The organism is Vibrio hepatarius, from assembly GCF_001274785.1.
Taxonomy (GTDB): domain Bacteria; phylum Pseudomonadota; class Gammaproteobacteria; order Enterobacterales; family Vibrionaceae; genus Vibrio; species Vibrio hepatarius.
Window position 1 is genome coordinate 14151 of the sequence record NZ_LHPI01000025.1, and the last position, 15118, is coordinate 29268.

Annotated in this window: 12 protein-coding genes; 9 read left to right on the forward strand and 3 right to left on the reverse strand. The window is 47.0% G+C overall.

What is annotated here, in order from left to right; translation table 11 throughout:
- Window positions 1-179 precede the first annotated feature (179 nt).
- From AKJ31_RS19540 to AKJ31_RS19550, 3 genes are read left to right on the forward strand one after another with little or no spacing between them, the layout of a single operon-like run.
- The gene (locus AKJ31_RS19540) at window positions 180-407 is read left to right on the forward strand and encodes a FeoA family protein (protein WP_053410712.1); all 228 of its coding nucleotides are present in this window, start codon (window positions 180-182) and stop codon (window positions 405-407) included.
- Window positions 408-2681, forward strand: coding sequence for a Fe(2+) transporter permease subunit FeoB (gene feoB, locus AKJ31_RS19545; RefSeq protein ID WP_053410713.1), 2274 nt, complete (start codon window positions 408-410; stop codon window positions 2679-2681).
- Entirely contained in the window at window positions 2678-2908 is a 231-nt protein-coding gene (locus tag AKJ31_RS19550; RefSeq protein WP_053410714.1) for a FeoC-like transcriptional regulator, read from the forward strand. The genes feoB and AKJ31_RS19550 overlap by 4 nt, the downstream gene beginning before the upstream one ends.
- A gap of 52 nt (window positions 2909-2960) precedes the next feature.
- Here AKJ31_RS19550 and AKJ31_RS19555 read toward each other — a convergent pair whose 3' ends face one another.
- Window positions 2961-3389, reverse strand: a complete 429-nt coding sequence (locus AKJ31_RS19555; RefSeq protein WP_053410715.1) for an HIT family protein — start codon at window positions 3387-3389, stop codon at window positions 2961-2963.
- A gap of 104 nt (window positions 3390-3493) precedes the next feature.
- Window positions 3494-5227, reverse strand: a complete 1734-nt coding sequence (gene argS, locus AKJ31_RS19560; RefSeq protein ID WP_053410716.1) for an arginine--tRNA ligase — start codon at window positions 5225-5227, stop codon at window positions 3494-3496.
- Between the two features lie 246 nt (window positions 5228-5473).
- On the opposite strand from argS, the gene AKJ31_RS19565 reads away from it, so the two are divergent.
- Window positions 5474-6070: a VOC family protein gene (locus AKJ31_RS19565; RefSeq protein ID WP_053410717.1), complete on the forward strand. Its 597-nt coding sequence runs from the start codon at window positions 5474-5476 to the stop codon at window positions 6068-6070.
- Between the two features lie 52 nt (window positions 6071-6122).
- On the opposite strand, the gene AKJ31_RS19570 is transcribed toward AKJ31_RS19565, so the two are convergent.
- Window positions 6123-8897, reverse strand: coding sequence for an insulinase family protein (locus AKJ31_RS19570; protein ID WP_053410718.1), 2775 nt, complete (start codon window positions 8895-8897; stop codon window positions 6123-6125).
- Window positions 8898-9200: 303 nt separating this feature from the next.
- Here AKJ31_RS19570 and sixA point away from each other — a divergent pair, with 303 nt between their 5' ends.
- The 5 genes from sixA to AKJ31_RS19595 all read left to right on the forward strand — a co-directional run bounded on the left by sixA (window position 9201) and on the right by AKJ31_RS19595 (window position 15078).
- Entirely contained in the window at window positions 9201-9665 is a 465-nt protein-coding gene (gene sixA, locus AKJ31_RS19575) for a phosphohistidine phosphatase SixA (RefSeq protein WP_053410719.1), read from the forward strand.
- A gap of 189 nt (window positions 9666-9854) precedes the next feature.
- Window positions 9855-11948, forward strand: coding sequence for a flagellar biosynthesis protein FlhA (gene flhA / locus AKJ31_RS19580; protein ID WP_053410720.1), 2094 nt, complete (start codon window positions 9855-9857; stop codon window positions 11946-11948).
- 29 nt (window positions 11949-11977) lie between these two features.
- The gene (gene flhF, locus AKJ31_RS19585) at window positions 11978-13450 is read left to right on the forward strand and encodes a flagellar biosynthesis GTPase FlhF (RefSeq protein ID WP_053410721.1); all 1473 of its coding nucleotides are present in this window, start codon (window positions 11978-11980) and stop codon (window positions 13448-13450) included.
- Between the two features lie 13 nt (window positions 13451-13463).
- Window positions 13464-14351: a MinD/ParA family protein gene (locus tag AKJ31_RS19590; protein WP_053410722.1), complete on the forward strand. Its 888-nt coding sequence runs from the start codon at window positions 13464-13466 to the stop codon at window positions 14349-14351.
- Entirely contained in the window at window positions 14344-15078 is a 735-nt protein-coding gene (locus tag AKJ31_RS19595; RefSeq protein ID WP_053410723.1) for an RNA polymerase sigma factor FliA, read from the forward strand. The genes AKJ31_RS19590 and AKJ31_RS19595 overlap by 8 nt, the downstream gene beginning before the upstream one ends.
- The last annotated feature ends 40 nt before the right edge of the window (window positions 15079-15118 follow it).

The window sequence follows — 15118 nt, forward strand, 5'->3', positions numbered from 1 at the left end:
GACAGTTAGTGTGACTTTTTGATCATTGTTTTGACGGAATTGACGTTTTTGTTTTTAACGGAAGTGACGTGTCATTTCTGAAAATATTGATTTCAGGCAAAAAAACGCACTGCCATTAGGGATAATATTGTAAGTGCAAATAAAAACAGTTCTCATTTTCGGGTGGTATAGGTTTGTCGATGAAACTTTCAGAGTTGGTACAAGGGCAAGAAGCGACCATTGTTGGCTTTACAGAGCTATCTAATGATGTAAGAAAAAAATTGATGGTGATGGGTTTACTACCTAATACGCCAGTTAAAGTGATCAGAAGAGCGCCGATGGGCGACCCACTTCAAATAGAAGTCCGTGGTGTTTCTCTTGCTGTGCGTAATAGTATCGCGAAATCAGTTTCCGTGGAGGTACGCTAAATGGACTATCAAATTTTAACGGTAGGTAATCCTAACAGCGGCAAGACGACATTATTTAACGGCCTAACTGGGGCGAAACAGCAAGTCGGTAACTGGGCTGGTGTGACGGTTGAGAAAAAGTCGGGTAAATACGCGCATTCGGGTGACAACTTCTTACTCACCGATTTACCTGGTATCTACGCTCTAGACAGCGGTAACGACGGAAACAGCATTGATGAGTCAATTGCGTCACGAGCAGTATTGACGCATCCAGCGGACCTGATTATCAATGTTGTGGATGCGACTTGCCTTGAGCGCAGCCTATATATGACGCTTCAACTTCGTGAGTTGGGACGTCCGATGGTAGTGGTGCTCAACAAAATGGACGCACTTAAACGTGAGCGTCAAACCATCAACATCAAAGCACTCGAGAACGAACTTGGTTGTCCTGTTTTTGCTATTTCGGCCAACAACAAATCACAAGTGGTCGCGTTTAAAGAGCGCTTACATAAAGCCTTAGTCCAAGGTATTGCCCTCGGCGAGTTGACCCTAGACTATGGTGAGCAATTTGAACAAGCGATCCATGATGTGCAAACGCTGTTCGCCAACCAAGCTGAAGTAGCAGCACGAGCATTAGCGATTCGTGCATTGGAAAACGATCTGCTGGTTCTCAACTCTTTGCCTCAGCATGAGAGAGAACGAGTGACGAGCACTCAAGCTCGCCTAGAACTCGACGTAGACCTAATTGTCGCAGACGTAAAATATACCTATCTGCATGAGCTATCAAAACGTGTCCGTCGCAGTGAAGGTAAACTGAGTCACAGTTTTACTGAGAAGCTAGATGGTTTCATCCTGAATAAATGGGTTGGCGTGCCTTTCTTCTTTGTCGTGATGTATCTGATGTTTATGTTCTCAATTAACATCGGTAGCGCATTTATTGATTTCTTCGATATTGGCGTTGGCGCATTGTTGGTCGACGGTGGGCATTATCTACTCGACGACCACTTACCAGTATGGTTAGTGACCCTGATCGCCGATGGTATTGGCGGTGGTATCCAAACCGTTGCGACCTTCATTCCAGTGATCGCGTGCCTCTATCTTTTCTTAGCCATTTTAGAAAGCTCAGGCTATATGTCTCGCGCCGCTTTTGTACTCGATAAAGTGATGCAAAAGATTGGCTTGCCAGGCAAAGCATTCGTACCACTAGTGTTAGGTTTTGGTTGTAACGTACCCGCAATTATGGCGACGCGAACCTTAGACCAAGAGCGAGAACGTAAACTTGCAGCTTCGATGGCTCCGTTCATGTCTTGTGGCGCACGTTTGCCAGTTTACGCTTTGTTTGCGGCAGCGTTCTTCCCAGAAAGCGGCCAGAACGTCGTATTCTCGCTATACATTTTGGGCATTGTAGCTGCGGTATTTACCGGTTTGGTCTTGAAGAAAACCCTATATCCTGGTTCAAGCGATAGCTTAGTGATGGAAATGCCAGACTATGAGCTACCAACGCTGCAAAACGTATTAATCAAAACCTGGCAAAAACTCAAACGCTTTGTTCTCGGTGCGGGTAAAACCATTGTGATCGTGGTGACGTTATTGAGCTTCTTAAACTCAATGGGTACGGATGGCTCGTTTGGTAACGAAGACAGTGAAAATTCTGTGTTGTCGAAAGCATCGCAAGTGATCACGCCAGTATTCGCGCCAATCGGTATTGAAGAAGATAACTGGCCAGCGACGGTTGGTATCATCACAGGTATTTTCGCTAAAGAAGCGGTGGTGGGGACACTTAACAACCTGTATGCGCCGAGTGACTCTGGTGACGAAGAGTTTGATCTTGTTGCGAGCCTAGAAGAAGCGGTGATGTCGATTCCTGAGAATTTAATGGGGTTAAGTTACTCTGACCCGTTAGGTATTGAAGTTGGTGACCTAACAGATAGCAGCGCGGTAGCGGAAGAGCAGGAAGTGGATTCGTCAATCTTTGGTAACCTTAAGCAGCACTTCATTTCAGGTAATGCCGCGTTCGCTTACTTGATCTTTATCCTGCTTTACACACCTTGTGTCGCAGCTATGGGTGCATACGTCCGTGAATTTGGTGCGAAGTACGCACGATTTATCGCAGTTTGGACCATGGCTCTTGCGTATGGCGCTGCAGCACTTTACTACCAAGTGACGCACTTTACGCTGCATCCTGTAGGCAGTGCCGCATGGATTGCTGGTATCTTACTGTTCAGCGTTGTGACATATCGAATGCTAAAAGCTGCTGGTAAGAAGCAGCAAACCTTAGAGGTTCAAGTCGCATGATCTTATCTGAGCTGAAATCGTACATCGAAGAGCACGGCAGTGTGAGCCAAACTGAGTTAGCGAAGAAGTTTGCACTCAGCGGGGATGGTGTCGATGCAATGCTGACGGTATGGATTAAAAAAGGATTAGTATCGCGTTTGGTCGACACCAATAAAGCTGACAAGGTGACCCGAATTCGCTATGCAAGGGTGAAACAGGATGCCTTATCGCTGACAGTGACGATGTGATACCAATAGTAAAAGCCACTCAGTTGAGTGGCTTTTTTGTATCGATTGAAGATTAGGCGCGGCGGAACAGGCTACTTAACGATAACACGTTACCGATACGTGTCATGACCTCTTGTTGTTCCTCATCGCTGCGGAATTCACCTTTAGTATTGCCCCAAACAGGACCTGGCCACGCGATGTCATCTTTAAAGCGGGCGATATGGTGAATGTGCAGTTGTGGCACCATGTTACCTAGCGCACCAAGATTTAATTTGTCTGGGCGAAAAGTCGCTTCTAGCGCTTGGCTTACTGCTTGAGACTCAAGCAAGAACTGTTGTTGTTCTTGCATAGGCAAATGGTGCAGTTCCTTTAAATCATGTCTTTTCGGTACCAGGATCACCCAAGGCACGGCGTTATCTTTGTGCAGTAACGCGACGCAGAGCGGGAAGTGACCGATCACGGTGGTATCTTGGGCTAACTGAGGATGGAGTTCAAAGCTCATTTCTTTCGTCTCTTGTCGTTATTTTGTTGTGAGTATACGCCAAACAAAAGAAAAGGTTGACGCCAAAACGCCAACCTTTTTCTATGCAAAACCGCAAGTTTAGATTACATGCGATCGAGTGTTTCGATACCTAGCAGAGATAGACCTTGCTTGATGGTTTTCGCTGTCAGAGCTGCCAGTTTCATACGGCTCAGTTTTACTGACTCGTCTTCGCTGTTTAGGATTGGACAAGCTTCGTAGAAGCTAGAGAACTGACCCGCTAGTTCGAATAGGTAGCTACACATGATGTGTGGTTGACCTTCACGAGCAACAGATTGAACCGCTTCTTCAAACTGAAGTAGTTTAGCGATCAGCGCTTTTTCTTTCTCTTCAGTAATCTTGATATCGCCAGATAGCTCATCCATAGAGATGCCCGCTTTAGCGAAGATCGAAGCGACACGCGTGTAAGCGTACTGCATGTACGGTGCGGTGTTACCTTCAAATGCCAACATGTTGTCCCAGTCAAACACGTAGTCGGTGGTACGGTGTTTAGACAGGTCAGCGTATTTAACCGCTGCCATGGCGACTGTTGTTGCGATCTTCTGCTTCTCTTCGTTATCCAGTGAAGGGTTTTTCGATTCGATCAGTGCAACAGCACGTTCTTGCGCTTCATCAAGAAGATCTGCAAGACGAACAGTACCACCCGCACGCGTCTTAAATGGACGACCATCTTTACCTAGCATCATACCGAATGCGTGGTGCTCAAGTGTCACTTCTTCAGGTACGTAACCTGCTTTACGCACGATAGTCCAAGCTTGCATTAAGTGTTGGTGCTGACGTGAGTCAATGAAGTAAAGCACGCGGTTTGCACCTAGCGTTTCGTAACGGTATTTCGCACATGCGATATCGGTTGTGGTGTAGAGGAAACCGCCATCGCGTTTTTGGATGATAACGCCCATAGGGTCGCCATCTTTGTTTTTGTATTCGTCGAGGAATACGACTTGCGCGCCGTCATCTTCTTGAGCGATCCCTTTTTCTTTCAGGTCCGCCACGATGCCCGGTAGCATGTCGTTGTACATGCTTTCGCCCATTACGTCGTCACGAGTTAGTGACACGTTTAGACGGTCGTAGTTACGCTGGTTTTGAATCATGGTTACGTCAACCAGCTTCTTCCACATTTCAGCGCAGTATTCATCGCCGCCTTGTAGTTTCACTACGTAGTTACGCGCTTTAGCTGCAAATTCTTCGTCTTCATCGTAAAGCTTTTTCGACTCACGGTAGAACGCTTCTAAATCAGCAAGTTCCATTGAAACTTCACCAGACTCTTGTTGAACGCGCTCTAGGTTTGCGATAAGCATACCGAACTGAGTACCCCAGTCGCCGATATGGTTAGCACGGATAACTTTGTGGCCCAGGAACTCAAGAGTACGAACTACGGCATCACCAATGATGGTTGAACGTAGGTGACCTACGTGCATTTCTTTCGCAACGTTTGGTGCAGAGTAGTCCGCAACGATAGTTTGCTGTTCTTCAGCGGCTACGCCTAAACGCGCATCAGCGAGTGCAGCTTCGGCTTGTTTGGCAAGGAACTCTTCGCTTAGGAAAATGTTGATGAAGCCAGGGCCTGCAATTTCTGTCTTGCTTGCGATACCGTCAAGATCCAAAACATCCAATACCTTTTGCGCAAATTCGCGAGGGTTAGTGCCTAGTTTTTTAGCCACGCCCATCACGCCGTTCGCTTGGTAATCACCAAACTGAGGTTTTGCAGATTGGCGAACAGCCGCAGGACTGCCTGCAGGTGCGCCAGCGGCTTCAAGAGCCTGAGATACTTTGTCGTTAATAAGTGCTTGGATATTCACACGCGCTTCCTTCAATTCTGGGGAATTGGTTAGGTATGCATTCCCATTCTCCAAGTTAGCAACAGGCTATTTTTGGATAATATCCACCTGGGTGGAGGTGAATGCATATCTTGATCTAGTTCATAATTTGACGCACATAATACCAACTTTATTGGTTGGCTTATAGGGAGTGAACTGGGAAATTTTCTACTTTTCCTGACGATCTTGTTACTATTGTAGAAAAATTAATGTTTTGGATGGTTGAAAATGTCACAACGACTAATTGATGCTGAATTAATGCCGATTCAGATGTGTGAAAAACTTGATGATTTTATGCATAAAATCCAAGGATTAAGCGAAATTATGCATATCGATTTGTCTAGTTTTCAGGCGGATCATATTGCATTACGTATCAATGATGCAGAACTAGCACAATTAGCTCATCAAGAGTGGCTTAATCAGGGCAAAGAAATATCGAATGCGCAGATCAATGGTCGTCCAATCATTGTGATTGAGTTTACTCAGCCACTCAAAGCTTTGGGTTGGTCTATTGAGTGTTTGGAACTGCCTTACCCAGCGGAGGGTAAACTCTATCCAGAGCAGAGCTGGGAACATGTGGAGTTTGTTGTGCCATCAGCGGCTCAAACCGCGCAAGAATATCTGGCTGATTTGAAACAGCAGTTTCCTGAGTTCGCCCAGCAGTATGACTCGTTGGCGGAGCGTGGTGTGAAAACCAAACTCTCTAGCCCAAAAGGTGAAGGTGAGCGTTTAAATAACCCAACGTTTGCATTCAAACGCGCGGGTGTGTGTATCAAGCTACACCCCCATTCGTTGAAAGCGATAGTAGAATCTGAGCGCCAATAACTAGGCTAGTTCGCCATAAAAAGGGCTTCGTAATAGAAGCCCTTTTAAAAGTTTAACCCAGTTCGACATCTTTTGGTCGTAACTGAAACTCTTCAATTGAGCCAATCTCTAGCCCAAGCTCTAGCTTCTGTTCATCGTGGTGTGCGTTGCCTTGAGTATGCATGATTAAGCGATTTGCGGTGCGTGGTTTTAATTCGTTAACGACAAAGCGAATCATGTCTGCACGTTCTAGACCTTTGAGTTCTTCCAGCACTTTTTCGCGCTGATTAAACTCGATATCTTTATTACCGATGGCAACCCACATACGCTGCGCTCGAGAACGCAGTGTCGTATCCGGCGTTGAAATCTGGTTCCATAAGCCACGCTTACTGCTATGCCATTGGTACTCGTCTAATTCGAGCAATACCATGTAAAACGCATTGAGAAACTCGTCTATCGAGCTCACCAGTTCTGCTGGCGCAGCATTAGGAGATTGTACATACAACACAATCCCCGGATGTTTGTTCAGCGGTAAGTTGCCTGTACCAACCATATAACCAAGCTGTTGCTTGGTACGGATCTCATGGAAGAAGGTCGCCGACATTAAATGGTTTGCCAGTGAATACAGGGCAATACTTTTGGGGCTGGTGTCATCACACTGATAGTAAAGCACCACCGCCGAATCCTCTTGATCGCAGAACACCTCACGCTGGAATGTGCCGCTTTTACCCAACATGACCAGCGGGCGCAACGACTCTTCATATTGCTGATTTTTTACCCGTAGAGCGTCTTTTAAGGTGTCGCCCAGGGTTAAGGCATCCGTTTTATTCCAGTCGCCGTAGACAAACATTTCGACGTGCAACTCAGAGAGAATCGAGTCGACAAAGTTAGGCAGCTCTTCTACATCAATCGTTTCTAAAGCATCGGCCAACACTGCGTAAGGCGGGTTGTTCGGTTGCAAAATGCCCGTTAACGCGTTGAACAATTGTGAAATGGGACGGTCTTGTGCGGCGTTGCGCCAGTTTCTTAACAACTGTTGCTTAATAGTATCGAAGCGTTGCTGACTGAATTCTCGGCGGGCAAAGCGTTCAAGGATCAAACGCATCAGCTCGGGTTGTTTTTTGCTAAATCCAGAAACGGTTAACGTGACGCCACCTTGATGAGCGTACATGTTGTAACCCATACCCGCGATCTCCGCTTGGTATGTTTCCGTGGCTAGGCTGTCGAGGAACATTTCGACACACAACCGCGTTTTTACGATCTTACGTGGATTGGCAACGGCTTGTGGGCTATCTATTGCGACATACACCATGCCTTTAGGTACGCGGAACTCGCTGTCTTGTAAGTGCCACAGCTTGAACCCTGGCAGTTCTTCAATGACGTGAGGAACGTTGGACGTTGTTTCTACCCCTTGCGGATCTAGCTCGTAACAAATAAATGGGTTCTTGCTCGGAAGGCTGAAACTTAGATCGGACGGAGCAGTAAACTTGCTGAGTTGTTGCTCGTCAAACGCTTTAACCGAGTAGGGGGTAAAGTACCATTTGGCCGTTTTGTCGTACTCCAGTCCTTTGGCAATCACTGTGGTGCGTAAGTTTTCGACACTAAAGTAGCCAAGCAGTGTTTTTAACAACTGTTCGTCGTAGCCTGTCATCATGTAATCGCCGTAAATCGCGTCTTGCGGCTGATAGTGTTGCAGGTTGATGACCAGATGACTGACCAAATCCATTGGGCGAGTCGGTTCTTGGAAGCGAAATGCCGATTCGAGCACCGCTTTTTTCTCTAAGTAGCGCCACTCGTCTAAACCAGAATTGCGGATAAGGTCGATGTAACTGAACACTGCTTGAGTAATGTCATCAAGGTGTTCCAAGCCATCGGGGGTCAGCGCGCAGCTTACTGTGAACTCTCGGTAGTTGCTGCCACTTGTACCACCACCCGCAGACAGCGAGGTAATCCAACCTTGTTCTTTTAGTGCCAGCATTAAACTGCCTTCCCCCTCATAGCCGAGTAGGTGGGCAAAATAAGAAAGTGGCTTACTTTGGTAATGCTCATCCATACCAGGCAGTGGAAAGGTAAGAATCAATTTGCGAATTTCTTTGATTGGCTCAACATGCACGCGCACACCCGTAGAGCTCTCATCGCAGAAAGGAACCTCGACCGACTTGCCGGCGAGATGGTGATTAGGGATGCTGGAAAACTTCTCGCAGCACCACTGCTCAAGTTGGTCGAGCTCTTGTGGGCCCACGACCGCAAGCGTCATCAAATCCGCCGAATATTGTTGGTAGTGGAAATCGATGATTTCGTCGCGAATGGATTCACCATTTCGATCTCCCAATGTCTCTAGATTACCGACAGAGAATTTACTGAAAGGGTGCTGTTGGTTGACCACTTCTTTGTGTACTTGGTACAAGCGTCGAGAATCATCATTGAGCTTTAGCTTGTATTCTGACTCAACCGCTTGGCGCTCTTTATCCAGCGCTTCGGAATTAAATAGTGGCGCGGTAAAAAATTGGCTGAAGCGATCTAGGGCATTGTCGAATGCGCTCGGGGTGACATCGAAGAAGAAACAGGTGTGCTCTGTGCCTGTCCACGCGTTATTACTGCCCCCGTGCTGACTAATATAGCTTTGAAACTCGCCCACTTTAGGGTACTTTTCCGTGCCTAGGAAAAGCATGTGCTCTAGATAGTGCGCCAAACCTTCGCGGTCGCTGGGATCGTCGAAATGTCCGACGTTAACGGCCAGTGCCGCCGCGGACTTTTGCGCATTGGCATCATGAATGAGCAAAACCCGAATCCCGTTGCTTAGAGTGAGGTAACGGTACAGGTTGGTGTCGTTAGGGCTAATATGCACGCGACGCTCTCCGGTGAAGGTAAAATTTGGGGTGAGTGTTTTATAATTATGACTCGGATAATGACGACTGCAAACTATCTATCTGAGAAATCTGAGCAAAATGCTGTTACTTGGACAAAAAGCGTATTAGTCAATTGTGTTAGTGATGTCCAAGTCTTTCTTGAACCAGTTGATATAATTAGTTGCAATATTCAGCGTGCAACAAGCCGCCCATATTTGATACAAACAACGTCATAATAAAGAAAAGAACAATACAAAGATGAACTCTCCGCAGCCAGTCTCGGATATGTTTAGGAAGAAGCCATGAAAATATTTATTATGCGTCACGGGGAAGCAGAGCACTTCGCTCAGAGTGATGCCGAGCGAGCGCTAACAGACAGAGGGCGCAGTGCCTCTTCGGCTGTCGCGGCAGCTTGTGTGGCACAGGGCATCAAGCATTTTGATAAAGTGATTGTTAGTCCTTACTTACGTGCTCAGCAGACTTGGCAAGAAATCTCGTCTCAGTTCGATGCGCGCCAAATTGAAATCAGTGAAGATATTACCCCTTATGGTGATTCGGAGCAGGTGGCCGAGTATGTTAACGCCTTGATTGAGGTGGAAAAACTGGAATCTGTCTTACTGGTCTCTCACTTGCCATTAGTCGGATATTTGGCGGCGGAATTTGTTGTCGATATGGTCCCGCCAATGTTCCCAACCTCGGGTTTATTGTGTATCGATTACTCGCCAGAAAAACATGACGGCGAAGTTGCGTTTAATATTCAGCCATAATCAGTATTACGCAAAGCCCGTCAGACAAAAACTTGTCTGACGGGCTTTCGTGTTTTTAATTCCTCACCAACTCTTCGATTGCCGATTAATAGGCTGAACTTCCAGTCATTTATTTGACATCTCCTGTGGATCAAAAATTGCATGTGAGGCTAAGTTTCTCTTTCTATAGACAATTGTAGCTGCCTATCTATGAAGTTTTCTTTGCCTTTTGCGGATAAGTTACCTCCTATACCGCAGCGAGCTATGCCAGCGATTGGTGCGCCAGTCATGGTTTTGGCTACGCTGGCGATGGTGGTTCTACCGATACCAGCATTTTTGCTCGATTTGTTTTTTACCTTCAACATTGCGCTGGCTATGGTGGTGCTGCTGGTAACGGTTTACACCCGCAGACCATTGGACTTTGCGGCGTTTCCGACGGTATTGCTGATTGCGACTTTGCTGAGATTGGCGTTGAACGTCGCCTCAACTCGTGTGGTATTGCTGTATGGCCATGAAGGGCCAGGTGCAGCGGGTAACGTGATTGAAGCGTTTGGTAACGTTGTGATAGGCGGTAACTACGCAGTGGGTCTGGTGGTGTTCCTGATCTTGATGATCATTAACTTCATGGTTGTGACCAAAGGTGCAGGACGTATCTCGGAAGTAAGTGCCCGCTTTACACTTGATGCCTTACCCGGTAAACAAATGGCGATCGATGCAGACTTGAATGCTGGCTTGATTGACCAAGACCAAGCTCGTACCCGACGCCAAGAAGTGACTAAAGAGGCAGACTTCTACGGTTCGATGGACGGTGCGTCTAAATTCGTAAAAGGTGACGCGATCGCCGGTATCCTGATCCTGTTTATCAACATTATCGGCGGCTTGTCTATCGGTATGGCTCAGTACGATTTGGGCTTTGGCGAAGCGATTCAAATCTATACCTTGCTCACCATTGGTGATGGCCTAGTTGCACAAATCCCATCGCTACTACTCTCAATCGGTGCGGCGATCATGGTGACTCGTCAGAATGCTGACGAAGACATGGGACAGCAGGTTGTGTTCCAAATGTTCGATAACCCGAAAGCACTGATGATTACCGCGGGTATTCTAGGTGTAATGGGTATCGTTCCTGGAATGCCGCACTTTGCGTTCTTGCTATTGGCGATCATCGCTGGTGGTTCGGCGTACTGGATTCAACGCAAACAGAAAATCCAAGAAGAAACCAAAAACCTACCCGCCACGACTGAAACCGATCACCCAACGCCGAAAGAGCTGTCTTGGGATGACGTTCAGCCCGTCGATATCGTTGGTCTTGAAGTCGGTTATCGTTTAATCCCATTGGTGGATAAAGACCAAGGTGGTGAGTTGCTTGAGCGCGTCAAAGGGGTGCGCAAAAAGCTATCACAAGATTTTGGCTTCTTGATCCCAGCGGTTCATATCCGAGATAACCTTGAGCTGACACCGAACAGTTACCGCATTACCTTGATGGGGGTTGCGGTGGGTGAAGCAGAAATCCGCCCAGATATGGAGCTGGCAATCAACCCTGGTCAAGTCTACGGCATGATTGAAGGTGAACCGACGGTTGACCCAGCCTTTGGCCTAGAAGCGGTGTGGATTCGAGAAGAGCAGCGAGAGCACGCACAAGCGCTAGGTTATACCGTTGTGGACTCTTCCACTGTACTGGCGACGCACCTGAGCCAATTGCTGACCAACAACGCGTCTCAACTTATCGGTCATGAGGAAGTACAAAACCTACTCGAGATGCTTGGCCGCAGCGCGCCGAAACTGGTGGAAGCGTTTGTACCCGATCAACTGCAACTGGGTGTTGTGGTTAAAGTGCTACAAAACCTACTCAATGAAGCTGTACCAATTCGTGATATTCGTACCATTGTTCAAACCTTGTCTGAATACTCCAGTAAGAGTCAAGAACCTGACATCTTAACTGCGGCGGTGCGAATTTCACTCAAGCGATTAATTGTTCAAGAAATCAATGGTATAGAGCCAGAACTTCCAGTAATTACTTTAATTCCTGAGCTGGAACAAATATTGCATCAGACAATGCAGGCTTCAGGAGGGGAATCTGCTGGAATCGAGCCAGGGTTAGCCGAACGTTTACAAGCTTCTTTGAGCAATGCGACTCAAGAGCAAGAACTGAAAGGTGAACCAGCGGTGTTGTTAACCTCGGGCGTATTGCGTTCGACATTAGCGAAGTTTGTTAAGAACACGATTCCGTCATTGCGAGTTCTCTCTTACCAAGAAATCCCAGACGAAAAACAAATTCGCATTGTTCAAGCGGTCGGTAACTAGGACATATGCGGGAATAAACGGTACCCAAATTGAAGATTAAACGATTTTTTGCCAAGGACATGCGCTCTGCTCTACTCCAAGTGAAAGGGGAGTTGGGAGACGACGCGGTGATCATGTCAAACAAAAAAGTCGCAGGTGGTGTCGAGATCGTTGCGGCGATCGATAGCGAGGGTGCAAATCGCTCGTCGACGAACAACTACGGTTCTAGCCCTCGTCATAACTTACGCCAAGCGCCTGCTTCTTTGCCTACTTCGCCAAAACGGCAGCTAGAGGATGACCGAGTTTCATTGCAAACTCAGGCCGACTCCGGTCGTTCGATGACTAAGCGTTTCGCCAATATGCTGAAACATTACAGCAATGGTAAACCCGATTTTGAAGAGCGCGAGGAAGAGAGCGCAGACTCACTGTCAGCGTTACTTAAACTCCAGTCTTCAGCACAACCTAATGCCGACCGCATTCAACTGAAAGAAGATTCACCGCTAGCTAAATTGATTGCTGAAGACTCTCGAATTGAACGTCCACAAACCCGTCTGGACCCAACGCGTTTTGAGCGTGGTCGTCCAAGCCAAGCGGAAGTGTCCAATGAAAGCCTAGAAGACATGAAAGAAGAGATGATGTCTATTCGTCGACTTCTAGAGCATCAAGTGTCTGGCCTTATGTGGCAAGAAGTGGAGCGTCGTGAGCCACTAAGAGCAATGTTGATCAAACGCTTAGAGCGTATGGGTGTTTCATCGGACTTAGCGGACCAACTGGCTTGTTACATTCCTGAAGATACGCCACCAACCAAAGCGTGGAAGGCGTTATTAGGCTTGGTGTCTGACCAAGTGCCAATTTCAAAGCAGGACATTCTTAAACGCGGTGGTGTGGTGGCTCTGCTCGGCCCAACAGGAGTTGGTAAGACAACGACTGTGGCTAAGCTTGCGGCTCGCGCGGCGATGGAATGGGGCGCAGACAACGTTGCGTTAGTGACAACCGATACTTATCGAATTGGCGCCCACGAACAATTGGCGATTTATGGTCGGATTATGGGGTGTCCGGTAAAAGTTGCTAAAGATTCTAAAGAGTTAGCCGATGTAATTTATCAGTTACGAAACCGTCGCCTAATTCTTGTTGATACTGCGGGTATGGGGCAGCGAGATGTACGACTGTCAGAACAGCTGGATACTTTGATGCACGATAGCGGTGAAGTGATTCATAGTTATCTTGTGCTTCCAGCCACTGCTCAGCGCAAGGTGTTGCAAGAGACAATCGACCATTTTAAACGCATCCCACTATCTGGATGTATCTTAACCAAACTTGATGAGTCGTTAAGCCTTGGTGAGTTTGTAAGTGTGGTTGTGCAGAATTCATTACCGGTTGCGTACATAGCAAACGGTCAGCGAGTGCCCGAAGATATTGTGATTGCCCAGCCCAAATATATGGTAGCTAAGGCAAACGAATTACTTGAGAAGTCGACAGAAGACGAGCCTCACTACTGGAATAGTGACGCGGAAAGGTTCTAGGCGGCAGACGATTATGACAAATAACATGATACAAGACCAAGCAAGCGGACTACGCCGCTTAACACAACCTTCTCTAACTAAGGTCATCTCTGTTACGGGTGGTAAAGGTGGTGTCGGTAAATCAAACGTAACTCTCGGCATGGCTATCTGTATGGCTCGCCAAGGTAAGAAAGTCATGGTCCTAGACGCTGACTTAGGTCTCGCAAATGTCGATGTAATGCTAGGTATTCGACCAAAGCGCAACCTCGGTCACGTTCTTGCAGGTGAGTGTGAGCTCAAAGATGCTATTGTTGAAGGACCATTCGGTATAAAAATTATTCCGGCGACATCTGGTACTCAATCTATGGCAGAGCTATCACATGCACAGCATATCGGCTTGATTCGCGCATTTGGTAGCCTAGAAGACGAGATGGACGTGTTATTAATTGACACGGCTGCTGGTATCTCTGATATGGTAGTCAGCTTTTCGCGCGCAGCCCAAGATGTGGTGGTGGTTGTTTGTGATGAACCAACCTCGATCACTGATGCATATGCGTTGATTAAATTGCTGAGTAAAGAGCACCAAGTTCAGCGATTCAAAATCGTAGCAAACATGGTCCGAAGCTACCGCGAAGGGAGAGAATTGTTCGCAAAATTGACCTTGGTCACAGAGCGATTCTTGAATGTGAGCCTTGAGCTCGTAGCATGTATTCCATTAGATGATAAAGTTCGACAAGCCGTTAAAAAACAGAAAATTGTTGTCGATGCATTTCCGCGCTCACCTGCCGCTCTAGCCATAGGGTCTTTGGCAAATAAAGCGCTAACTTGGCCAATTCCTAAGACGCCAAGCGGGCATCTCGAGTTTTTTGTTGAACGTTTGTTGAAAAGAACAGAAATACTAGAGGAACCATTTGGTGAATAAGGCCCTGACCTATGACCAGTACGGAAACCAGAACAGCCAGCGGGTGTTTCTAGAGAAATACTCGGTGCTTGTGAAGCGTATTGCTCATCATTTGTTGGGTCGGCTCCCTCCTAGTGTGCAAGTAGAAGACCTTATTCAATCGGGCATGATTGGTTTACTTGAAGCCCAGAAGAATTATGACGGTAGTAAAGGCGCGAGTTTTGAAACTTACGCGGGTATTCGAATCCGTGGTGCTATGCTCGATGATATCAGACGCGGAGATTGGGTTCCTCGCTCGGTACACCGACATAGCCGCGAGATAAGCCAGGCGATCGCAACACTAGAGGGTGAGCTCAATCGTGACCCGACGGATATGGAAGTCGCTAAGCTCGTAGGCATGAGTTTAGAACAATATCACTCAGTCCTAACTGACATTAACTGTTCTCGATTGGTTGGTATTGAAGATCTTGGCGTTTCCGAAGACGTGATCAACACTGAAGATAACGAAGAGGCGAACAGCCCTTTTCAAGGTGTCGCGGATGAGTTCTTTCGAAATGCGCTGGTGGAGTCGATTAAATCTTTGCCGGAACGCGAGGCGCTTGTGCTTTCGCTTTACTATGACGAAGAATTGAATTTAAAAGAAATTGGCGAAGTAATTGGTGTTAGCGAGTCACGCGTTAGCCAGATACTAAGTCAATCAATGCAGCGTTTACGCACTAAACTCAGTGCGTGGACTAACAATGAGTAAAACACTGATATTGAATTCAGTGGAGGCAATTTTGAATAAA

Excerpts from the sequence above, each read along its gene's own strand:
- AKJ31_RS19540 (WP_053410712.1), top strand. The coding sequence starts at position 180 with ATGAAACTTTCAGAGTTGGTACAAGGGCAAGAAGCGACCATTGTTGGC.
- feoB (WP_053410713.1), top strand. The coding sequence starts at position 408 with ATGGACTATCAAATTTTAACGGTAGGTAATCCTAACAGCGGCAAGACG.
- AKJ31_RS19550 (WP_053410714.1), top strand. The coding sequence starts at position 2,678 with ATGATCTTATCTGAGCTGAAATCGTACATCGAAGAGCACGGCAGTGTG.
- AKJ31_RS19555 (WP_053410715.1), bottom strand. The coding sequence starts at position 3,389 with ATGAGCTTTGAACTCCATCCTCAGTTAGCCCAAGATACCACCGTGATC.
- AKJ31_RS19565 (WP_053410717.1), top strand. The coding sequence starts at position 5,474 with ATGTCACAACGACTAATTGATGCTGAATTAATGCCGATTCAGATGTGT.
- sixA (WP_053410719.1), top strand. The coding sequence starts at position 9,201 with ATGAAAATATTTATTATGCGTCACGGGGAAGCAGAGCACTTCGCTCAG.
- flhA (WP_053410720.1), top strand. The coding sequence starts at position 9,855 with ATGAAGTTTTCTTTGCCTTTTGCGGATAAGTTACCTCCTATACCGCAG.
- AKJ31_RS19590 (WP_053410722.1), top strand. The coding sequence starts at position 13,464 with ATGACAAATAACATGATACAAGACCAAGCAAGCGGACTACGCCGCTTA.